The 21,602-nt window shown below is 75.3% G+C and carries 17 protein-coding genes and 1 pseudogene; 3 read left to right on the forward strand and 15 right to left on the reverse strand.

The genetic code is table 11. The features are described from left to right. Positions 1–172 precede the first annotated feature (172 nt). Both ABZY91_RS33215 and ABZY91_RS33220 read right to left on the reverse strand, forming a co-directional pair. Positions 173–1,063 (reverse strand): PfkB family carbohydrate kinase, encoded by an 891-nt coding sequence (locus tag ABZY91_RS33215; RefSeq protein WP_355406834.1) that lies wholly within the window; start codon positions 1,061–1,063, stop codon positions 173–175. A 3-nt stretch (positions 1,064–1,066) separates the two neighbouring features. Beyond that, a complete protein-coding gene (locus ABZY91_RS33220) occupies positions 1,067–1,993 on the reverse strand; it encodes a pseudouridine-5'-phosphate glycosidase (protein ID WP_355406836.1) in 927 nt (308 codons plus the stop codon). Between the two features lie 119 nt (positions 1,994–2,112). Here ABZY91_RS33220 and ABZY91_RS33225 point away from each other — a divergent pair, with 119 nt between their 5' ends. Next, positions 2,113–3,015, forward strand: a complete 903-nt coding sequence (locus ABZY91_RS33225; protein ID WP_355406838.1) for a LysR substrate-binding domain-containing protein — start codon at positions 2,113–2,115, stop codon at positions 3,013–3,015. A gap of 23 nt (positions 3,016–3,038) precedes the next feature. Here the strand turns inward: ABZY91_RS33225 and ABZY91_RS33230 are convergent, their stop codons facing one another. Continuing rightward, on the reverse strand, positions 3,039–4,631 hold the full coding sequence (locus tag ABZY91_RS33230; protein WP_355406840.1) for a S8 family serine peptidase: 1,593 nt from the start codon (positions 4,629–4,631) through the stop codon (positions 3,039–3,041). Between the two features lie 215 nt (positions 4,632–4,846). Here ABZY91_RS33230 and ABZY91_RS33235 point away from each other — a divergent pair, with 215 nt between their 5' ends. Both ABZY91_RS33235 and ABZY91_RS33240 read left to right on the forward strand, forming a co-directional pair. Beyond that, positions 4,847–5,617 carry a Crp/Fnr family transcriptional regulator gene (locus tag ABZY91_RS33235; protein ID WP_329952734.1) on the forward strand — a complete coding sequence of 257 codons (771 nt, stop codon included), beginning with the start codon at positions 4,847–4,849 and terminating at the stop codon, positions 5,615–5,617. Continuing rightward, complete coding sequence (locus tag ABZY91_RS33240) at positions 5,614–7,035, forward strand: hypothetical protein (protein ID WP_355406842.1); 1,422 nt, start codon at positions 5,614–5,616, stop codon at positions 7,033–7,035. The genes ABZY91_RS33235 and ABZY91_RS33240 overlap by 4 nt, the downstream gene beginning before the upstream one ends. A 40-nt stretch (positions 7,036–7,075) precedes the next feature. Here the strand turns inward: ABZY91_RS33240 and ABZY91_RS33245 are convergent, their stop codons facing one another. The 12 genes and pseudogenes from ABZY91_RS33245 to ABZY91_RS33300 form a co-directional block, all read right to left on the reverse strand. Then, positions 7,076–7,561 carry a S26 family signal peptidase gene (locus ABZY91_RS33245; protein WP_355406844.1) on the reverse strand — a complete coding sequence of 162 codons (486 nt, stop codon included), beginning with the start codon at positions 7,559–7,561 and terminating at the stop codon, positions 7,076–7,078. A gap of 108 nt (positions 7,562–7,669) precedes the next feature. After that, complete coding sequence (locus ABZY91_RS33250) at positions 7,670–9,655, reverse strand: ABC transporter ATP-binding protein (RefSeq protein ID WP_355406846.1); 1,986 nt, start codon at positions 9,653–9,655, stop codon at positions 7,670–7,672. Beyond that, positions 9,652–10,209: a TlpA disulfide reductase family protein gene (locus ABZY91_RS33255; protein ID WP_329881028.1), complete on the reverse strand. Its 558-nt coding sequence runs from the start codon at positions 10,207–10,209 to the stop codon at positions 9,652–9,654. The genes ABZY91_RS33250 and ABZY91_RS33255 overlap by 4 nt, the downstream gene beginning before the upstream one ends. A 141-nt stretch (positions 10,210–10,350) precedes the next feature. Then, the gene (locus ABZY91_RS33260) at positions 10,351–10,875 is read right to left on the reverse strand and encodes a MauE/DoxX family redox-associated membrane protein (protein WP_329952739.1); all 525 of its coding nucleotides are present in this window, start codon (positions 10,873–10,875) and stop codon (positions 10,351–10,353) included. A 1,094-nt stretch (positions 10,876–11,969) separates the two neighbouring features. Next, positions 11,970–12,150: pseudogene (locus tag ABZY91_RS33265) on the reverse strand (gamma carbonic anhydrase family protein); the annotation flags it as partial. Positions 12,151–12,402: 252 nt separating this feature from the next. Then, entirely contained in the window at positions 12,403–13,677 is a 1,275-nt protein-coding gene (locus ABZY91_RS33270; RefSeq protein WP_355406849.1) for a serine hydrolase domain-containing protein, read from the reverse strand. 251 nt (positions 13,678–13,928) lie between these two features. After that, the gene (locus tag ABZY91_RS33275) at positions 13,929–14,096 is read right to left on the reverse strand and encodes a hypothetical protein (RefSeq protein ID WP_329881031.1); all 168 of its coding nucleotides are present in this window, start codon (positions 14,094–14,096) and stop codon (positions 13,929–13,931) included. Positions 14,097–14,190: 94 nt separating this feature from the next. Beyond that, positions 14,191–15,654: a GTPase gene (locus ABZY91_RS33280; protein ID WP_355406851.1), complete on the reverse strand. Its 1,464-nt coding sequence runs from the start codon at positions 15,652–15,654 to the stop codon at positions 14,191–14,193. 47 nt (positions 15,655–15,701) lie between these two features. Next, a complete protein-coding gene (locus tag ABZY91_RS33285) occupies positions 15,702–16,637 on the reverse strand; it encodes a hypothetical protein (protein ID WP_355406869.1) in 936 nt (311 codons plus the stop codon). 13 nt (positions 16,638–16,650) lie between these two features. Beyond that, the gene (locus ABZY91_RS33290; RefSeq protein ID WP_355406853.1) at positions 16,651–18,780 is read right to left on the reverse strand and encodes a dynamin family protein; all 2,130 of its coding nucleotides are present in this window, start codon (positions 18,778–18,780) and stop codon (positions 16,651–16,653) included. Then, positions 18,777–20,498: a hypothetical protein gene (locus tag ABZY91_RS33295; RefSeq protein ID WP_355406855.1), complete on the reverse strand. Its 1,722-nt coding sequence runs from the start codon at positions 20,496–20,498 to the stop codon at positions 18,777–18,779. The genes ABZY91_RS33290 and ABZY91_RS33295 overlap by 4 nt, the downstream gene beginning before the upstream one ends. A 4-nt stretch (positions 20,499–20,502) precedes the next feature. Further along, complete coding sequence (locus tag ABZY91_RS33300) at positions 20,503–21,561, reverse strand: hypothetical protein (RefSeq protein ID WP_355406857.1); 1,059 nt, start codon at positions 21,559–21,561, stop codon at positions 20,503–20,505. Positions 21,562–21,602: the final 41 nt, after the last annotated feature.

A 21,602-nucleotide genomic window follows, 5' to 3' on the forward strand; every position in this document is an offset into this window, starting at 1 on the left:
CCCCGGGCCCGGGGCGGGGCCCCCCCGGGCGCCCCCCCGGGGCCCCCCCCCGGCCCCCCCCGCCCCCCCCGGGGGGGGGGGGGCGGCCCGGTCCGGTCCGGGCGGCGGGTGCCGTGGAGCCGTCCCCCGGAGCGGCTCCCGGGAGCCGGCCCCGGGAGCCGCTCCGGGGCGGTCAGTCCGACGCGCAGGAGGCACCCGGCGAGGCCAGGACCCGGGCGGCGCACCGGTGACCGCGGGCCGCGGCCTCACGCAGCCCGCCACCGGTGAGCCGGCCGTCGAGGAAGGCCGCCAGGAAGCCCGCCGCGAAGGCGTCGCCGGCCCCGGTGAGGTCGCGGACCTCACCGACCGGCGGAACGGGCACCGTGAACGGCGCCTCCCCCGGCACGTCGATCGTGGTCGCCTCGGCACCGGACTTGGTGACCACCGTGGTGGCCGCCGGCCGGGCCCGGCCGGGGCCGGGGCGGCCGTCGACCAGCAGTCCGAGGTACGCGGACTCCTCCCGGTTGGCGAACAGCAGGGTGGGCGCGAGATCGGCGGCGAGCGCGAGGAAGCGCTCGCGGCCGAACCGGTCGAGCATCCCGGTCGAGGACGCGTCCAGCGAGCTGGTGCCGCCGGCCGCGCGCACCCGCCGGAGGGCCTCGACCGCCGTGCTCCCGACCGGCTCGCCGTCGAACGAGTAGGCGGGCACGTGCAGGTGCGTCAGACCGTCCAGCCAGGCGTCCGGAACGCCCTCCAGCAGGGTGGCCGCACCTCGGTCGGGAAGCATGGTGCGCTCCCCCGCGTCGTCGATGAGCACCACGATGCTGCCCGTCCTGCCCCGGCGCGCCACCCGCACGTCGACGCCGTGGCCGGTCAGTTCGGCGACCAGCCCGTGCCCGGCCGGGTCGTCGCCGACGCAGCCGAGGAAGCGGGTCGGACACTGGCCGGCGGCGAAGGCCGCGACGTTGGCGGCGCTGCCGCCGCGACGCCGGAACACCTGGGCGTCGGAGTCGGTGCCGTGTCTCAGCGGGCCGTCCACCCAGACGACGACGTCCTCCACGAGGTCACCGAGGACCCCGAGCACCGGTCAGGCCCCGTTCCGGGCGGCGGCCAGCGCGGTGGCGATCTCGCCGCCCAGCCGGACGTTGCCCCGGTACACCTCGACGTTCACCTCCAGGCTGCGGCCCTGGGTGTCGCGCTGGATGAAGTCGAGCAGGAACGGCGTGGAGGCGTTGCCGGTGACGCCCTGGCGCTCGGCCTCGGCCCAGGCGCGGGTGAGCAGCGCCTCCAGCTCCTGCGGCGGGAGCTGCCTGGCCGGGTCGACCGGGTTGGCGATCAGGACGGCCTGCGGCAGGCCGAGTCCGTCACGGGCGTCGACCACCCGGGCGGCCTCCTCGGGGGTGTCGACCCGGTAGGCGATCTCGTGGCCGGAGTCGGTGACGTAGAAGCCGGGGTACTGGCGCGTGCGGTAGCCGATGACCGGGATGTTGAGGGTCTCGAACCGCTCCAGGGTGGCCCGGATGTCGAGGATCGACTTGACCCCGGCGCTGATCACGGTGACCGGGGTGGCGGCCAGGGTGGTCAGGTCGGCGGACTCGTCGAAGCTCTCGGACGCCCCGAAGTGGACGCCGCCGAGGCCGCCGGTGGAGAAGACCCGGATGCCCGCCCGGTGGGCGAGGAAGGCGGTGGCGGCGACGGTGGTACCGCCGTGCCGGCCGAGCGCGGCGACCACCGGCAGGTCGCGGAGGCTGGCCTTGTCCAGGTCGTCGGTCCCGGAGAGTTCGCTGATCTGGTCGGTGGAGAGGCCGACCGTCGGCACGCCGGCGTAGACGCCGATGGTCGCGGGGACGACGCCGGTGGCCCGCAGCCGCTCCTCCGCCTCCAGGGCGACCTCCAGGTTGCGGGGCCGGGGCAGCCCGTGCGTGAAGATGGTCGACTCCAGCGCGACGACGGGGGTCCCGGCGGCGACGGCCTCGGTGACCTCGTCGGAGATACGGATGGGCAGTCCGGTCATGGCAGAGGCTCTCTCTCGGGGGCCGTTGCCACCACGGTGTGGCAGCGGTGTCCTCAGCCTAGGGAGGGGTCGCATCGGGATCCAGAATGAGTCCTGGGCCATCTCATAGACTCCCGGCTATGAGTCTCACGCTTCGCCAGCTGGAGGTCTTCCTCTCGGTGGCCGACACGCTGCACTTCGGCCGGGCCGCCGAACGCCTGCACATCTCGCAGCCGACGGTCAGCCAGGAGGTCGCCCGGTTGGAGCGGACCGTCGGCGTCCAGCTGTTCGACCGCAGCCGGCGGGCGGTCCGGCTCACCTCCGCCGGGGAGGTGATGGCCGCCGAGTCCGCCCGCCTCCTCGCCCAGGCCGACACCCTGCTCGCCCGGGTCCGGCTGCACGAGGAGACCCGGACGGGTACGGCCCGGATCGTCGCCTCCCCCACCGTGGTCAACCGGCTGCTGCCCGCCGTGGTCAGCCGGGCCGAGCGCGAGCTGCCCGAGCTGCTCCTGGCCGAACTGTCCGTGGACACCGGCCGGGTGTCCCCGACGCTGGCCGCCGAACTGGCCGACATCGGCCTCGGCCGGTTCCTCGACGACGTGCCCGGCTACCGGCGCGAGCGGATCGCCGAGGAGCCGGTGCACATCGCCCTCAGCCGGGACCACCCGCTCGCCGGGCGCGCGTCCGTCCGGCTGGACGAGCTGGGCGACCTGCCGCTGCTGCTCTGGCCCCGCGAGCAGAACCCGCGCTACTACGACCACGTGCTCGCGCTCTGCGCCGAGCGCGGGGTCGAGCCGCCGGTGCTGGTCGGCCCGGCCCGGATCGTCGGCTCCCGGCTCTACCTGCTGGCGCAGAGCCGGGCGTTCTCGCTGTTCCCCGCCTCGATGACCGGCCACCTCACCGAGGACGTGGTCACCGTCCGCCTCACGGACCGGGCCACCCTGCCGCTGGAGCTCCAGTGGCGCCTGGACGACCGCCGGCCCGGACTCGCCGCACTGCGCGAGCTGATCCGGGAGGAGGCGTCCGCGCTGGAGACCTGCTGAGCCGCGCGGACGCTCCCCCGCCGTCAGAACCTCAGGTACCAGCCCCTGATCGTGCCGGGGAAGTAGCCCCCGATGTCGGTCACCCGCAGCCGCCAGACACCGTTCGCGGTGTGCCCGGAGGCGTCGACCCCGTAGAGGGCGACGAGGTCCGTGGCGATGTCGTAGTTGCCCGCCGCGTGGAGCAGGAAGGCCGCGCCGTCCGGCGCCACCACCTCGACGTTGAGGTCGCTCCGCCACCAGTAGCCGATGTCCACGCCGACGTCGAGATCGCGCGGCGCCTTCCCGGGCACGCCGGTGACGGTGATCGGGGCCTCGACCGTGCCGATCCCGTCGAACTCCACCGGGGCCGGGGCGGCGAACCTCGGACCGCGCGGCCGGTTCGGCACCGTCCCGGTGTAGAGCAGCCGGTTGGGCGAACCCGGACCCAGCTCGTAGAGCGAGTCGACGGTGGCCGCGCCGGTCAGCGCGGCGCTGACCTGCGCGGGCGTGGCGGTGCGGTGCGTCGACAGGTACAGCGCGGCGGCGCCGGCCGCGTGCGGGGCGGCCATCGAGGTGCCGGACATGGTGACGCCGATCCCCTCGAAGTCGATCACGTACCACACCGAGGTGACGTCCACGCCTGGTGCGTAGAGGTCCACCAGCGGGCCGTAGTTGGAGAACGACGCCTGCGCGTCGGCCGAGTCGGTCGCCCCGACGGTGATCGCCGCGGGCACCCGGGCGGGCGAGTGCTCGTTGGCGTCGACGGCCTGGTTGCCCGCCGCGACGGTGTAGGTCAGCCCGGCGGCGATCGAGCGGGCGACGGCCGCGTCCAGCACCGGATCCGGGTCGCTGCCCAGGCTCATGTTGACGACGGCCGGACGGGCGGCGTTCCGCGTCACCCAGTCGATGCCTGCCACGACCTGCTCGGTGGTGCCCTCGCCGTTGTCGTCCAGGACGCGCACCGCGACGATCTTCGCCGCCTTGGCGACGCCGAACGTGGTGCTGGCCACCGTCCCCGCGACGTGGGTGCCGTGGCCGTGGCCGTCGTCCGCCACCGCGTCGCCGTCCACCGCGTCGTAGCCGTGGGAGGCGCGGCCCCCGAACTCCTCCGAGGTGATCCGCACCCCGGTGTCGACGACGTAGACCGTCACGCCCGCCCCGGCCGTGTCCGGGTACGTGTAGCGGTCGTCGTACGGGAGCCGCCGCTGGTCGACCCGGTCCAGGCCCCAGGCCTCCGGAGAGGTCTGCTCCCCGTCGACCCGGACCCGGCGGTTCGCCGAGACCAGCGCCACCGACGGGTCGGCGGCCAGCCGGCGTGCCTGCCGCTCGGTCAGGTCCGCGGCGAAACCGTGCAGCACCGCGTCGTAGGTGCGGCGGACGGTGCCCCCGTACGCCCGGGCCAGGGTGGCCGAGGCGTCCGCCACCGAGCCCGCGCCGACCGCCGGACGGTCGCCCCCGGGAGCCGGCCTGAGCATGACGAGGTAGCTCCCGGGCAGGGCGTCCGGCGACCGGGCGCCCTGCACCACCCCCTCCGGCGCCGCCGCCGACGCGGGGAACACCCCTCCGGCACCGATCGCCAGCGCCGCGGCCGTCCCGAGAACCGCGACCACCCTGCGCAGTCGCCCTCCACCGTGCATGCCCGCCCACCCCTCCGATGTCGAGTCCCCCGGACGACAAGCCTGACTGATCGTCAGATCACGTGCAATCAGCTCGGGTTGCCGTTCGCCGACGACCCAACGCGGCAGGCCGGGCCCCGGCTCCCGGAGACTGACAGCACCTCGGGCCGTGCGCTATCTTCCGTACGGAATCGCCCCGTTCGGGGCAGGGCCGCCGACCTGTGGGGGCAGGCACCATGGAGAGCGCGTCGCGGAGCGCACCCGAATCCGGCAGAACCCCGGGGGCCCGGCCACCGGGACCCCCGCCCACCCCGTTCCCACGAGGCCCGTTCGCCGGGCTCGACCACACCGACCTGCGGGAACTCGGCCGCCTGGGCACCCGGCGGATCTACTCCCCGGGTGAGGCCCTGATGATCGAGGGCGAGCCGGGCGACCGGGTCGCCCTCCTGCTGACCGGTTGCGTCAAGGTCGTGGCCGCCACCGAGGACGGCAGCGAGGCCCTGCTCGCCGTCCGCCTCCCCGGCGAACTGCTCGGCGAGATGGCGGTGCTGGACGGCGATCCGCGTTCGGCCACGGTGCTCGCCGTCCGCACCAGTACCGCCCGCGAGATCGCGGGCCCGGCCTTCCTCGCCTTCCTGGCCGACCGGCCCGCGGCCGCCCTCGCCGTCCAGCGATCGCTCAGCCACAAACTCCGCGCCGCCACCCGCTACCGGGTCGACGCCGGCTGCGGGACCGTCCTGGTCCGCCTCGCCCGCACCCTCACCACGCTGCTCCGCTCCTACGGCACCCCGACCGAGGACGGCCTGCGGATCGACATACCGCTCAGCCACGCCGACCTCGCCGCCCTGTCCCAGCTCTCCCCCGCCAGTGTGGAACGCTCCCTGCGCACCCTGCGCAACCAGGGCGCCGTCCGCACCAGCTACCGCCAACTCGTGGTGAAGGACCGGACGCTGCTCTCGAAGGCGGCCGGCCTCCCGCTCCCCCCGCACGGAGGTGACGGACGATGAGCGCGAGCGGAACCCCGGCCCGGCAGCGCCGCATCTGCCTGGTGGTCGACATCGAGGCCTACAGCGGCCGGCTGTACCCGGTGCAGGGGGACATCCAGGACCGCCTCCACCGGGCACTGGACCACGCGTTCGTCCGGGCCCGGGTCGAACGCGGACGGTGCGAGGCGCAGGACCGGGGCGACGGCCAGTTGCTCCTGCTGCCCCCCGGAACGAACGAGGCGGTCGCGCTGCCGGGCCTGGTCCTCGGCCTGCGGGACGCGGTGCACACGCTCAACCGCTCCCCCGGCACCACCGGGCGGCTGCGGATCAGGGTGGCGCTCGCCCAGGGCGGGGTGCAACGGGCCGCGCTCGGCTTCACGGCCCGCTCGGTCGAGACGGCCTGCCGGCTGCTGGACTGCGCGCAGGCCCGGGCCGCGCTGAAGGACACCCCGGAGGCCGACCTGGTCCTGGCCGTCACGGACGACCTGTACACCGACGTCTTCGAGGCGGGCGTGGGCGGGCTGGCCGCCGGGGAGTTCACCCGGACCACGGTGAGGATCAAGGACAAGCGCTTCGAGGCGCACGCCTGGCTGGCCACGCCCCGGCGGGGCGAACTCGTCGCCCTGCCCCCTCCGCCGACACCCGGGACCCGGCGCCGCGCGGCGACCTCGGCGGTGCTCCAGGGCGCCCTCGACCTCCTCGCGGGCGCCGGACTCGGCGTCACCCCCTCGGTCCACCACGGCGGGGACGGCGGTCCGGGTCACGGACACGGCGGCGGGCAGGAGGCCGGCGGCAACGCGAGCCCGTCCGCACACCACGACGGCGACGACCCGTGGGAGGCTCCGGGCCACCACGGCGACACCGGCGGCCACGGCGCCGGGCACGACGGAGGACACGGAGGACACGGACAGGGAGGCGCACACCCGAACGGGGACGGACACGGCCCGCACGGACCGGTGGACAACGCCGTCCACCACGACGACCCGTGGCACCCGAACGGCACCGGGGCGACGTACGGGGGCTCGGACCCGCACGATCCGTGGGAGGCGCCGCACCCCCGGCACCAGGACTCCCACGAGTCCGGCGTGTACGGCGGCGAGGGCCGTCACCCCTACCACCGCGACGCCGTGGACCCGTCCCGCACGCACGACCCGTTCGACCCGCACGACGTGCACGACCCGCACGACCCGCACGACCCGCACGACCCGCACGACCCGCACGACGGTCGTGCCCCGCACGACCCGTTCGACCCGCACGACCCGTTCGACGTGCACGAGGGACACGGCGTGCTCGACACGACCCACGGCCACGACGTCCCGGAGCCGCACCACGAGCACGGCGGGTACGACGCATACGGCGGCTACGAAGGGCACGACCCACCGGACGTCCACTTCGGCCAGGACGTCCACGGGGACGGCTGGCACGGACCGCACCGCTGAGGGCCCGCACCGGCCCTGGCGGCTCCCGGCGGCCCGGGGGTCAGCGACCGACCGGCCGCCCCGGGCCGAGGGGTGCGTCCCGGAGCCGGACGCCCTCCAGGACGACGCCCACCACGCCGGCGACCGGCACCGCGCCCCAGACCCGGGAGTCGGTGCTGAGGCCGGGGTTGTCGCCGAGGAGGATCAGCCGGCCGCCGGGCACGGCCGGGCCGGGGACGGCGTCGCGGACCTGGTCCGGAACCGGCTCGCCCGGCAGCGCGGCGAGCCGCTTGATCAGCAGCCGTCGCGGGCCGTCGCCGACCGGCGACGCGGTCGGGCGGCCGTCCCCGTCCGAGACGACCACGACGATCCGGCCGGTCCGGAGCCGGGCCAGGCCCCGTCGGACGACCAGCACCCGGCGGCCGGGGCGGAGTGCGGGGCTCATGCTCGGCCCGGACACCACGATCACCGAGAACACGGTGCGGGCCAGCGCGGCGAGCGCGGCCAGAACGAGGACGCCGGCGACGGCGGCGAGCAGCAGCGGCACGGTGGAACCTCCTGGTGCTACGGGGTCGTGACGGAACGGTGCCACGGGGGGCAGTAGGCGCCACGGGGCGGTACTGCCACGGGGCGGTACGGCTACGGCGCAGTACGGCTACGGGGCGGTGCGGCCGAGCGGTGCCGGGGTCTGCGGTCCTGCGGGTGGCCCGACCGGCGTGTCCTGGTACCCGGCCGCCTGCAGCGCGAACAGTTCGGCGTACCGGCCACCGCGTGCCAACAACCGGTCGTGGGTGCCCTGTTCCACCACCTGCCCGGCACCGAGGACGACGATCCGGTCGGCGTCCCGGACGGCGCTGAGCCGGTGCGAGACGATCACGCTGGTCGCCCCGCGCCGCAGGCCGCGCAGGCTGTCGTGCACCTCCTTCTCGGCCTCGGCGTCGAGGCCGGAGCTGGGTTCGTCGAGGATCATCAGGTCGGCGTCGCTCCGCATGAACGCCCGTGCCACCGCGAGGCGTTGCCATTCGCCACCGGAAAGCGCGTGCCCGCGGCCGGCTCCCGGCCCGTCGGCCGCGAAGATCCGGCTGAGCAGCGTGCCGTAGCCGGCGTCGAGCCGGGAGATCCGCTCGTGCACACCGACCGCGCGGGCCGCCGTCGTGATCCGGCCGGCGTCGCCGAGATGGTCCAGGCGGCCGAGGCCGATGTTCTCGCCGGCGGTGAGGTCGTAGCGCACGTAGTCCTGGAAGACCACGCCGACCCGCTCGCGGTACGCGTCGGGGGTGAACTCCCTGATGTCGGTGCCGTTCCAGAGGATGCGGCCGCGGGTCGGGTCGTACAGCCGGCAGAGCAGCTTGACCAGCGTGCTCTTGCCCGCGCCGTTCAGGCCGACCAGGGCGGTGACCGAGCCCGCCGGGAGGACGAGGTCGACGCCGCGCAGGGTCCAGGGGGCGTCCTCGTGGTAGCGGAACCAGACGTCCTGGAGCTCGATCGTCCCGGTGAGCCGGTCCGGGGACACCGGCCGTTCGGGCAGGGCGAGGTCGGGCTCGGCCGCGCCGAGCGCGCGGTAGTGGTCGAAGGTGATGGCCGCCTGGTAGGCGGCGGATCCGGTCGCGGCGAGCTGGGCGACCCCGCTCTGGATGCCGCCGACGGCGGCGAGACACACCGAGACGTCCCCGAGCGACAGTTCACCGTTGCGGGCGGCGCGCACCGCCCAGACCAGACCCAGCGCGTACACGCCCACGCCCAGCAGGGACGCGGGCAGCCGCTGGGCGAGGTTGCGCCGGTCGGTGCGCTCCTCCGCGCCGGAGACGGTGAGCAGTTCGGTGCGGGCCCGCTTCCGGAAGAAGTCCTGGAGGCCGAACAGCCGGACCTCCTTCACCGCGTCGACGTCGGCGATCAGGCTGCCGTAGAACATCTGCCGGCGGCTGTGCGCCATCGTGTCGCGCAGCACCGCCGCCCGCCGGCGGCCGGCGACCAGCTGGACGCGCACCAGTGGGAGCGTGAGCAGCAGGGTGACGCCGCCGAGCAGCGGGTTCACCGCGAACAGGGTGCCGAGGAAGCCGAGGACCGTCGCCAGCGCCTGGAGGCTGCTGAACGCCGAGCCGGTCAGCAGGTCCGGGGCGACCCCGCCGGCCTGCTGGGCGAGGCGCAGCTCGTTCTGGAACCGCGGGTCCTCGAAGGGGCGCAGCCCGGGCAGCCGGTTGACCGCCTCGAACAGTTCGTCCTGCACCCGCAGCCGGATGGCCCGGCTGCTGCGGGCCCGGGCGTACTCGCTGGCGGCCGGGGCGAGGGCCAGTCCGAGGCTCGCGGCGACCAGCAGGACGCAGGTGCCGACCGGCACGCCGGAGCCGCCGCCGGGCGCCCCGGGCGGGGCCGTCAGCGCGTCGAACAGGTCGCTGACCAGCAGTGCGGTGGCGGCCGGGAGCAGTCCGGCCACCAGGCCGCAGAACAGGGAGACCAGCAGCGCACCGGGCCCGGACCGCCAGGCGAGCGCGGTCGCGGCGGCGGCCGAGCGCAGGGCCTGGCGGCCTTCGCCGGGCGGACGCGGCGCCGGGGCGGTGCCCGCCGTCGGGGGCGGGACCGCACCCGCCGCTCCGGCGGTGCCGGTGGCTCCGGCCGTGCCCGCCGTCGGGGTCGCCGTCACCGAACGGCGGGCTGGACGTCGAGCTCTCCGGGCAGCAGGCGGTTGGTGATCCGCCCGTCGGCGCCGACCTCGACGTAACTGGGCCAGCGGACGACGCCGAAGGACTCGGCCACGGAGCCCTCGACCACCCCGGCGGGTTCGACCACGACCTTGGCGACCGGCGCGAGCATGGCGGCCAGTTCCTCGGCGACCGCGCCGGCGCCCTTGACGACGGCCACGACCCGGTCGCGCCCCCCGGGGTGGTCGGTGACGGCCTTGACGAAGTCAGGGGCCTGTTCGAGGCAGGGCCCGCAGCTCGCGGAGAAGAATCCGACGACGGCGCGGCCGCCGGAGAAGTCCGCGCGGGACACCGGTCCGTCTTGCCGGGAGACGGCCCGGAATTCCGGTACGGGAGTTCCGTCCGGAATTCGGTTCTCCGGGATGGACACGCCCTTGACGATGTCACCGTGGGAACCGTGACCGGAGTTTCCGGTCACCTTTCTGGCGAGTGCCAGGGTAAGCAGCAGATTGAATACGGAAAGACAGCCGATCACGACGGTGAATACCGTTGACATGGCAGTGGGCCTCGTTCCGGACACTGGGGAAGGACGAATTCGAGGGGCGTTCGGGAAGCTTTCGCGGGGCCGGCGGAACGGTGTCGCCGGGGCGCTTCCGCCGGGGCCGGGTGCTCGGCGCGCAGCCGCCCGGGCGGGTACTCAGCGCGCGGGAGAGAAGAGCTCGACCAGGGTGTCGGTGGCGATGGCCAGCGCGCTCGCGCCGACGGCGACCAGCAGGACCAGGGCGACGGCCGCCGGCTCCAGACCCCCCGGGTCGGGGGCGGTGCTCGCCACCAGACCGGCCGCGGCGACGCCGGCGAGGAGCAGGTTGCGCACCACGTGCGCCCGCCCCACGGGCACGCCGGCCGCACCGAAGCAGGGGCAGGAGACGTCGATCCGGCGCCACAGCACCGAGACCAGGACCGCCGCGAACAGCGCGAGCAGTCCGCCCGCCGCCGCGAACGCCCAGGTGGCGACCGGTCCGGGCAGCCAGACCAGCAGGGCGACGGCCGCCTCGACGAGCGGGACGGCGATCACGACCGGGCGGTTCAGCCGGCGCGGGACGACCGCCATCGCGCGCAGCGCCGAGGCGAAGTCCCCGGGCGCGCGCAGCTTGGCCAGCGCGGAGACGGCGAAGACGAGCGCGACGACACAGCGGCCGCCGAGCAGCAGGCAGGCGTGCATGGTTCCTCCCCCGTGCCGGCACCCCGGGTGAGCGGGCATGCCGGCGGACTCTGTCGGCCGGGACTCCCGGCCGGGCACCGGGCGGGCCACAGAGGCCCGCCCGGTCAGACCCGGACGGTCAGCAACCGCCCCGGATGGCGTACGTCTCACAGGTGGGGGCGGAAGCGCAGTTCCAGGAACAGCACGTCTTCACGTAGAGCGTCTCCCCGACACAGGTGTAGAACGTACCCGCCGGGCACGCGCAGGCCGCTTCCGCAGTCTCCGTCCGGAGACCGCGCGAGAACGCCCGGTCGACCAGGTTGAGCATCGCCTGAACCATTGTTCCTCCACGCTGGGCAGATGGATACGAGTGGCTGTGCACTTACTGACGAGATCTCGTGCGGGGAAACGTAACTGAAATATTCGGATCTTGTCTAGACCAAATTGGACAGTGATCGACAGATGAGAACGGAAGCGGAAAGTCCGATTCCGCAGGTCGTGTCACCGGCCCTCCGGGAATCGCCCTCGCGCACTCGTCGGCCGCGCGGGCCGCCGGGGCCGGAGGCCCGAGGCCCGCCCGGCGGTCTGCGCGGCCGGTGCGCCGGTGGGGGTTCAGCGACGGCTTTCGGCGGGTGGGTCGCAGAGTCCGACGCCTTCGACGCCCGGGAGGTCGGCGATCCGCCGCCTGAGATCGGCGAGGGCGGTGGCGGGTGCCCGGGAGTCGAGGATGACGACGAGGCGACGCTCCGGGCGTTTCGCCGTTCCGGATCACGTCCTGGCAGGCGGCACGGTGCCGGTGGTCCCGGACTCGGGCGCGACGTCATCGACTTCTACACAGCCGGCACGTACGTCCGGGGCGGCTCCCGACGCGTCGGGAGCCGCCCCGGACAGGGCCGTTCGCCCGGAAGCCGGGTTCGCCACCGACGATGCGGCGGCCCCCACGCATTCGGGAGCATCTCGAAGAGACACGGTCCGGCTACGCCCCGCACCGACGGCCGGTCCGGCGCTCGGGCCGCAGGGCCGCCCCGGGCGTCCGGAACGGACAGGACGGGCAGGACGGGCAGGACGGACGGCGGGAGCGGGTGGAGCGACGGGTGGCCGTCGGCCGGCAACAGATAGCCCTCGGCGCCGGCCTCGATGCCGGTCCGCTCCTCCGCGGTCAGCTCGCGGCGGATCACGGCCGGGACGCCGGCGACCGGCGAGCCGGGCGGCACCCGCATGCCCGGCGGGCCGAGGGCGCCGGCTTCGGGCTTCGGCTTCGGCCGGCGAACCGGCGCCGATCCGGGCGCCGTTCAGTGGGACGAACACCCCCGGTCGACGGCGGGCAGGACGCCTCGTGGACGGCGTCGACCACCTCGGCGGTCAACGGCCCCGGCGTTGCTCGCCCCTCCTCGTGGCGGCTGCCCGGCGGGGGCGGAACGGCACGCCCGCCGCCCGGCCGGTCCGGTGTCCGGCGGGACGGCGGGACGGCGGGACGGCGGGACGGCGGGACGGCGGGACGGCGGGACGGCGGGACGGCGGGACGGCGGGACGGCGGGACGGCGGCGGTCAGCCGGTCGGGGCGGCGGTTGCGGCGGCCGGCTGACGGCCGCAGAAGGCGGTCGCCAGCAGCTTCTGCGAGGTCTTCCACCCCTGGCCGGTGTTGCGGTAGCCGTTGGTCGAGACCGCCATCAGCCGGCGGCCGTCCAGGGTGCCGTAGAGGGCGCTGTTGTGCCCGCGGCCGGTGCTGCCGTTGTTTCCCCAGACCTCGCCGCAGGGCGTGGTCAGCCGGCCGATCCCCAGGCCGTACTGGGCGTCGCCGCTCGGCGGGGCGACCGTCAGCATCTCGGCGAGCAAAGGTGCGGGGAGCAGCCGCCCGCCGAGCAGGGCCCGGAGGAAGGTGCCGAGGTCCGCGGTGGTCGAGATGCCGACGCCCGCCGCGTCCATCTCGCTCGGTTCCATCTCGGTGACGTCCACCGGGCCGCCGGGCAGATCGAGGTAGGTGTGCGCGTGCGGGCCGCGGATCCCCGTCGCGTGGGCCGGCATCGACGTCCCGCTCAGTCCCAGCCGGTCGATGATCCGGCGCTCCACCTCCCGGCGCCAGTCGTGGCCGGTGACCCGCTCGACGATCATGCCGGCCAGCAGGTAGTTGGTGTTCGCGTAGTGCCAGCCCGTGCCGGGCGCGAAGTACGGCGGGTGGCTGTTGGCCACCGCGAGGAGTTGCTGCGGCGTCCAGCTCCGCCAGCGCCCCTCGCGGAGCCAGGTCGCGTTGTCGACGTCGACGGCCGGGTCCGCGGTGTAGTCGAACAGCCCGCTGGTGTGGTTGAGCAGCTGGCGCACGGTGACGGAGCCGCCGCCCGGGACGGCACCCGGCAGCAGGCTCTCCACGCTGTCGTCCAGCCCGAACCGCCCCTCGCCGACCAGTTGGAGGACGACGGTCGCCACGAAGGTCTTGGTCACACTGGCGATCCGGAACCGGCCGCTCGCCGAGGGTTCGGCGCCGGTCGAGAAGTCGCCCACGCCCTCCGCGCCCTTCCACACCGTGCGCCCGTACTCGGTCACCCGGGCGAGGGAGCTGGACGCCCCGCCGACCTCGATCACGCCCTCCAGCGCCTCGTTCAGCGCCCGGGCGTCCACGCCACCCCGGTGCGGGCCGCGGCCGGCCGCCTCCGGGCCGGTCCCCGGCTGCCCCTCGCCGACGGCCGTCGCTCCGCCCGGCCCGGTGCCGAAGGCACCGGCCGTCGGGGCGGTCACGCCCACCAGGCCCACCCCCGCCAGCGCGAGCGCGACGATCCGCACGCCCCTCGCCGTCCGCAACCCGCCCCGGCGCTCCGCTACCCTCATGAGTCCTCCTGTGTCCGTGCCGACGGCTTTCGCAACACCCGAAAAGTGTGAGGGGTTGACACTTTGTCAGCCGCGCACGAACCGGTCGTCCACCCACAGGGGCACGGCGGCTCCACCCACGGGTGGATGCCCCTCCGGCGTGTCGGCCCTCCTCAAGTCGGAGGCCGACCGTGCCGAACTCCGGTACAGGAATCCGACTTGAGGAGAACTCAAGTACGTCGACGAGTCGTCCCGACGGGGCCTTGACGGCGTCACCAGCCGTCGTCCCCCGCATCGTGCACCGCCGCCGGGTCGGGCTCGTGGCCGTTCTGGCCGGAGTAGTAGTCGGACGGGGACTCGTAGGCGGTGTGGTCCGCCGCCTCGATCACGTCGTCGGGGTGCAGGCGGCCGTCGTCCCAGGTCTGCTCGGGGTCGGTCACGGCGGTGTTCCCTTCTCTCCACCGGCCCGGACGGTGTCCGGACCGGTTCCCGACCGGGTCGGACTCCCGGCCGGACGTCGGACCCGGCCGGACGTCAGGCGGGCGGCCCGGGCGGTGTGGCGAAGTAGATCGCCTCGCACAGCTCGCGCGCGATCCGCGCGTACCGGCCGACGTCGCGCAGCGGGCCGTCCTCCAGCCGGCGCCAGTACCCGGCCGCCCGCGCCGCCGCCCGGCGCAGGTCCTCCGGCCCGGCCCCGGCCTCCAGCCCGAGCTGCGCGGCCGGGGTGCGCCCGGTGGCAAGGGCGATCAGCGCGTCGACGGCGTCCGGGGCGAGTTCGAGCCGCCGGGAGGCGACGGCGGCCAGCGCCCGGGCCAACTCGTGTCGGCGCAGCACCGGATGCTGCCGGAGCTCGCCGATCCTGGTGCGCGCCCGGCGGACCAGGTCGGCGGGCAGGCCGTCGCCCGCGCCGAGCGCGGCCTCGACCGCGCCGAGGGCGGCGGCGGCGCGCAGGACGTCGGCGGCGTCGACGAACTGCCGTCGCAGGTGGTCGACGACGGCACCGATGCCGGAGGTCCTCCGGAACTCCTCCAGCAGGACGGCGGCGCCGACGTGACCGCCCGTCGCCCGGGCTCGGTCGGCGGTCCGGAGCGCGACGCCGATGCCGTAGACGCCGAGCAGGCCGTGGAGCCGTTCGCGATCGGGCCGGGTGAGCGGGGCGTCGTCCCAGCCCAGGAAGCGGCTGCCGGTGTACAGGGCCCGGCGGAGTTCGGCCGCGGGGGTCTCGGCGAGCCGGCGGACCAGGGCGGCGTCCGACTCGGTGAAGTCGTCGCCGAGGGCGGTCTGCGCGAGCAGGCCGACCACCGGGAGCACGGAGTCCACCAGCCCGGCGAGCCGTTCGGCGTTGCGGTCGGCGACCTGTCGGGCCCGGGGCCAGGGGTCGCCGTGGCCGTCACCGAGCAGGTCGATCCGGCTGAGCACGCCCACGGCGTTGAGCGCGGTCATCCGGCTGTCGGCCTGCGCGCGCAGGGCGCCGAGCGCCTCCGCGTCCCCGGCGCCCGGGTGCGGCATGACGTAGATCACGGCGTCGGCGCGGGCGAGCGCGGCCAGCGCGGGCGCGTCGAGACCGCTGAGCGAGTCGAGACCGGGGGTGTCGACCAGCACGCAGTCCCCGGCCGGCCGGAGTCCGGCGGCCTCGACCACCACCTCGGCGATCTCCGCGGTCGGCGTCCCGAGGCCGCGGGGATCGCGCGGCAGGCCGCCGGCCAGCCAGTGGGAGGTCCCGTCGAGCCGCCGGACCTGGACGCGGTTGAGCGGGCCGGGCCGGAACCAGGCCACCACGGTGGTGCACTCGGTCGCGGCCGAGGCGGCGAGCCGGCGCCCGAGCAGGGCGTTGACCAGGGTGGACTTGCCCGCGTTCATCCGGCCGCCGACGGCGATCCGCAGGGTCCGCTCGTCGAGGCGCTCCCGCACGGCGCGCACCGCCCCGACGGCCGGACCCGGCGGCAGCCCGGCCGCCAGGTCCGCGCAGAACTCGCCTACCAGGGAGGCGAGTTCCACGGACCTCGGCCCGCCCGTCGACGCGGGCCCGGGCGGGGGGACTCCGGTCACCGCGCCTCCGCCGGGAGGAGGTCGCCGACCGGCGGTACGGTCCCTCGCTGCACGCGGGCCAGCACCCTGGCCAGCCGCTGGGCGGGCCGGCGGAGCCGTCCGAGCTCCTCCTTCTCGATCCGCGCGCACTCCTCGTACCGCTTGAGCTTGGCCGTGGCGCTCTCGACGCCCTTGAGCCAGGACACCATGCTGTTCACCGCGTGCGCGTCCGTGCGGGTCTCCTTGATCAGACGCCGGGAGTCGGCGAGTTCGGACTCCACCGCCTGCACCCGGTGGGTGAGCAGGCCCGAGAGGCACCAGAGCACCGGGACGAGGACTCCGGCCGGCCTGGACCCGCAGGAGACCGCCACCGACAGGTCGAGGATCCGTTCCTCACCGGCGATCAGGTCCGCCAGCGGGGCCGTCGCCTCCCTGGCCAGGGCCCACGCGGCAGGGTCGGTGACCAGGTCGGCCTTGGTGAAGGCGAGCACGATCGGGAGCGGCGCCGACTGCGGCTGCACCGCCCGCTGGAGCAGGACGACGGTGCGACGGAGCTCCTCGTGGCTGCCGACGTCGGCCGCGAGGCGCTGGGCGTCGGCGAAGACGATCAGCCCGTCGGCCCGGGTGAGCCGGGCCAGCAGTCCGGTGGTCTCGGGATCGTCCGCGGCGGTGCTGGTGAGCGAACCGCCGCGGTAGTCGGTCCAGTCGAAGGCCGCAACGTCACGGCGGCCGTGGGTGAGCAGGAATCGGTGGTCCGTGCGGCGGGAGGAGATCGGCGGGTAGACGCCGCGGCGCACCGCCCGGCCCGCCCTGAGCAGATCGTGCCCGTCCTCCTCGCTGACGTCGCGCAGGGTGAACCCTTTGTACCCGGTGGCGAGTTGGGTGTACATGGAGGAGAGGTAGGTGGTCTTGCCCGCGTTGCTGTGACCGAGGGCGACCAGCCGCAGGTTCATCAGGTCCACGAAATCAGCTCCGTCCCGGGCCCGGGGAGCCGGACGCACCGTCGGCGCCGGACGCGCCGGGGTCGCCGGGGTCGCCGGGGTCGCCGGGAGTGCCCAGCGACCGGGCCAGGGCGGCACCCTCGTCCCGCAGGACGACGAGCGAGGCGATCCGCCGCCGGGTGCGGTCCCGGGCGGCGGCGAGGTCGGCCGCGGAGACGGCCAGGTTGCGGCGGTGGTCGGCGAGCTGCCTCTCCAGCCGGACCCGCTCGTCCGCGATGGCCTGGTCGAGGACGACACCGAGCCGGTCGGTGAGTTCGTCGACGTGGCTGGTGATCTGCGCGGGGATCTCGGTGCTCAGCTCGGTGAGCACCCGGTTGAGGTGCCGGGTGGCGTCGCCGCGCACCCGGCCGAGTTCGGTGCGCTGGCGGCGCCGGCGGGTGAGCACCGCCAGCATCGCGTAGCTGGCGACGGCCGGCACGAGGATGCCGCCGGTCAGTAGACTGAGCACGGTGCCGAAGGTGGCGGCGGTGCCGAGCGAGGGCGCGACGCTCTCGATCACCCCGAGCGGACCGCCCTCGCGGTGCTTGGAGTGCACCATCTCCGGCAGCAGGCCGGCTCGTTCGGACCGGAGGACGACCGCGGAGCCGTCCACGGGCACGAGCTCGGCGCCGGGGGCCTCCCCCTCCGGACCGGAACCTGCGGCGGCGTCCAGGACGGCCGCGCACTCCTGCCGGACCTTCTCCTCCAGCACCGCCAGGCCCCTCCGGGCGGCATTGTCGAGCTGCAGCCAGACCGCCTCCACCTGGGCCTCCAGGTCGGCCGGGAACTCCTGGGCGAGCGTCCCCGGTTCGGAGGTCGCGATCTGCCCCTCGGCGTGCTGCCGGACGTCGTTGACGCTCCGCCGGAAGCCGAGCTGGAGGGCGTTCTTGAGATCGCGGGCACCGGTCGACAGGACCCGCCGCCACTGGGCGCTCTCCGGCTGGAGCAGCCGCAGCGCCTCCTCCGCACCCTGCACCTCGGCGGCCAGCGTCGGGTCCTGCTGGAGCGAGCGGAGGCGCTGTTCCTGCTCGGCCAGCGGACCGGCGATCGCGGCGAGGGCGACGTGGACCAGGTTGGCGAGCCGCAGTTCGGCGGCCCGGGCGGCGACCCGACGGCGCAGCAGCTCCTCCAACGGCTCGAAGCCGCTCTCCGAGAGCAGTTCGGCGGCCTCCTGGAGCGAGCCCGAGTCGGCGGCCTCGGCGGCGTCCCGCCGGGCCCGGTTGCTGACCGGGAACCAGGAGGCCCCGGAGTGCCGGGGTGCGTACCGGGCGATCAGCTCGTGGTTGCGGGCGAGGACGGCCTGCCACGCGTCGTGGCTGTCGGTCTTGGTGAGGACGAACACCGTCTCGACGGTGCGCTCCGTCGCACGGGCCAGGAACTCCAGCTCGGAGCTCGTGAGTTCGCCGGATCCGTCGACCACGAAGACCAGTGCGTCGGCCGACTCAAGGGCGGCGAGGGCGAGTTCGGCGTGACCGCTGACCAGCCCGCCGACACCGGGAGTGTCGACCAGTTCGAGGCCGGCGGCGAGCATCGGGACGGGCAGCTCCACCTCCACGTGGTGGACGTCGAGGCGGTGCGGCCGGCCCGTGAGCGGGTCCACCGCGGCGTACTCGGCGATCCGCTCCAGCGGGATCGGCTCGGGGCTCGGCCGCCCGTCCGGCTCCCCCGACGGGGCCGGGTTCCCGAGCGGGTCGGTGCCGTCGGAGGGCCCGGCCCCGGCCCCGGTGGTCGACCCCGCCGCGGGCAGTAGGTACGCCTCGGCGCGCGGGCGCTCGCCGTGGCGGACGACGACGTGCACACCGGTGGCGACGTCGGCGTCGACCGGGAGGAGGTCCCAGACGCCGACCAGGCTGTTGATCGTGGAGCTCTTTCCGCGCTTCTTCTCCCCGACCACGACCAGCGAGGCGGCACCGTCGGCGGCCCGGGCGGCCTCCTGCCGGACCCGTCGGGCGGCGTGCTCGGCGGTCGAACCGGCACCGCCCGCTCCGGCGTCGTCGGTGGGTTCCGCAGGCTCGGCGGCGGCCGCCCTGGAGGCGCGTTCGAGGAGGTCCGCGGTGCGGCCGGCGAAGTCCAGCACGCGGGCGCGGGAGGGGCTTTCGGTCCGGGGCGTGGTCATGAGGGTTCTCCCGTGGTGGAGTCGGTCCGGTCGCCGGGGTCGGCCGGCGGGTTCGCGCGCCGGTCGGCGGGCCCTGCGGAACCGCCGGGCGGCGGGCCGGACGGCCGGCGGGGCGGGGCAGGCGGCGGGTCGGCCGGCGGGTCGGGCAACGCAACGGACGGCGGGACGGTCGGCGGAGCGGGCACCGAGCCGGACGACGGGACGGACGACGGGGCCCCGGAGGCGTCCGGCCCGGGGGCCGGACCCGACGGCGTGACGGGCGGCTCCGGGTCGTCGAATCCGCCGAACCTGCCGGAGTAGTCGGCATCCTGGGGCGTGACGGAGCGGGTCTGCCCGAACAGGGGGCGCTCGACGCTGGGGCCGGGAGAGACGTAGTCGTCCCCGCTCGCCCTTCCCGTGTACGGCCTCCCGTCGTCGTGGGCCTCCCCCTCCGGGGCACCGTGCGGCGCGCCGTGCTGCGGCACCTCGGCGTACGGGTCACGGGGTGCCGTGTCCGGGTACGGGTCGGCCGGGCGCCCGCCGTTCCGCCTCCGCGGGGCCAGCGCGGAGTCCACCTTGCGGCCGACCTCGGTCAGGAACCGGCCGGCCTGGCCCAGGAGCTGGCCGAGGACCGACTGCCCGGGCGGTTCCGCCGGGTCCGGGCCCTTCCCCGGGCGCGGGCCGTCGTGTCCGGCGCCTCCCGCCCCGTGGACGGCCCCGCGCCACCCCCCGCCGTATCCGTCGTACCCGCCGTGTCCGCCGTGTCCGCCGTACGCCGGATCCACGGTTCCGGGGCCCGACGGGTACGGCGCCCCGGGCCCGAAGGTTCCCGCCTTCGACCGACCCGGCTTCGACGGACCGCGCTTCGACCGGCCGGAGCCGGACGCCGCCGGACCGGTGGGATCCCCCGCGGCCTGGTTCGGCGTGAACCGCGTGGCCGTCGGCGGCGCCGGCGGCGGGCGGAACAGCAGCTCGTAGGCCCGGCCGTCCCGGCTGGTCAGATGGGTGAGCCGCGCGATGTCGGCGTCGGTGCGGCGGCGCCAGCCGGTGACCAGGAGGCACGGATCGGGCACGGACGCCGCCGCCGACCAGAGCGCCCCCGCCTCCGACTCGGGCAGCAGGTGGGCCCCGTCCGCGCGGGCGGGGCGCCATCGGCCCGTCGGCGGCAGCTCGCCGACCGTCCCGGGGGCCCGGTCGGGCCACGGGGCGGCCACCGGCACGGTCACCTGCGGCTCGGCCTCCCGCCGGTCGGCCGCCTCCCAGGTCGGCGCCGTCCAGTCGCGGTACACCCGGCCGCCCCAGGGGACCAGGTGGTCCTCCAGCTCGGCGAGTTCGGGGAGTCGTCCGGGCCCCGGCGCCTCGCTGTACCAGCCGACGAAGCCGTAGAGCGGGCGGTCGAACTTGTCCCGGACCATGGTGTCGCTGATCAGTCCGAACTCGCAGGCCGCGCCGAGCAGCACGCCGTGCTCGTCGCGGTGGAACACGAAGCGCGGCCCGTCCTCCAGGCGGTCCCCGCCCGCCACCGCGGTGCGGACGGCCTCGGCGAGCGGGCCCTGCCGGTCGACGCCGGCGGGCAGGGCCCGCCACCACTGGTCGATCCGCAGGGTGCGGCCGTAGACGACGGCGGACCAGCCGCCGGGCGGAGTGGCGGACACATCGGCTCCGGCGGGCCGGGGGTCGGCCGCCGGTGTGGCGTCGGAGGTGTGGTCGGGCAACGGCCCGTACGGAGGATTCGTCATGGTGTCAGTCCGTCAGCAATCGGCCGTCGCGGTAGATGGCGATCCCTCGCAGTTCCTGGTCCAGCTCGGCGCACCGGTCCTGGGCCCGTTGGAGGTCGGCCGAGGTCGCCCGGCTGTCGGCCACGAGCCGCTCGATCTGCTGCCGGGCGGAACTCTTCCGGTCTCCCCTGAAGATGCCGCCGAACAGCCCCTGGCTGAGTGCGGCGAGTTCGCCGCGGGAGGAGTCGAGGCCGGCGGAGAGCCTCGCCATCTCGTGCTCGTTCCGGGCGATGCCCTCGCTGAGGTAGTGGCGAAGGCTGAAGACGATCGGCAGGTGGAGGTTCTTGGGGCTGATCCGGGTCGCGTCGACGATGGTCCTATCGCCCTCGCCGAAGGTGCCCAGCTGGATCGGGCAGAGCGCCACCGTGACGCCCTCGGCCTCCTCCCCGGCGAGGGCGGGGACGAGGTTCCCGAGGTTCCTCGCCACCACCTGGAGCGCCTCGGCGGCGCTCATCCCCGTGCGCGCGGCCAACAGGTCGACCTTGGTGAGCAGCACGACCACACCGGGGGGAGGCTGGCGGGCACGGAAGCGGTTGCTGAAGACCCTGGAGATCGCGATGCTGCACCGGGGGATCTCCATCAGGTCTCCGGCCCGTTCGAGGCTGCCCGGGGCCCCGGCCTTGACCCACTCGGCCACGTGCTCGGAGTCCAGCGCGAGAATGATGGTGTCGGTGGCCTCCAGCCGTTCCCCAAGCCGCGAGGCGTCCCGCGCCAAGCCGCGGGGGGTGACCAAGGAGTCGCCGCGGAAATCCACGAAGTCCACCTGCATGAGGTCGCGCATGCCGCGGCGGAACACGAACTCGTAGGTGACGGGCACGTCGTCCGGGGTGGGTTTCGGCATCTCGCCGGTGCGGCGGAGCCTGGCCCAGTGCTCGGCGAGGTCGAGGTCCCGGTCGGGGTCGGTGGTGTAGAGGTAGTAGCCCTTCAGACCGGACGACAACCGGTTGTACATGCCGTGCAGGTAGGCCGTCTTGCCGGAGCCGGCGGCTCCGATCATGGTCACGGAAATGCTGGGAACGTCCATGGACGCGGTCCTCTGTTCGCGAGGTCGAGGGTCTCGGAGCT

Origin of the sequence: Kitasatospora sp. NPDC002965 (assembly GCF_040611255.1) — a bacterium.
Taxonomy (GTDB): domain Bacteria; phylum Actinomycetota; class Actinomycetes; order Streptomycetales; family Streptomycetaceae; genus Kitasatospora.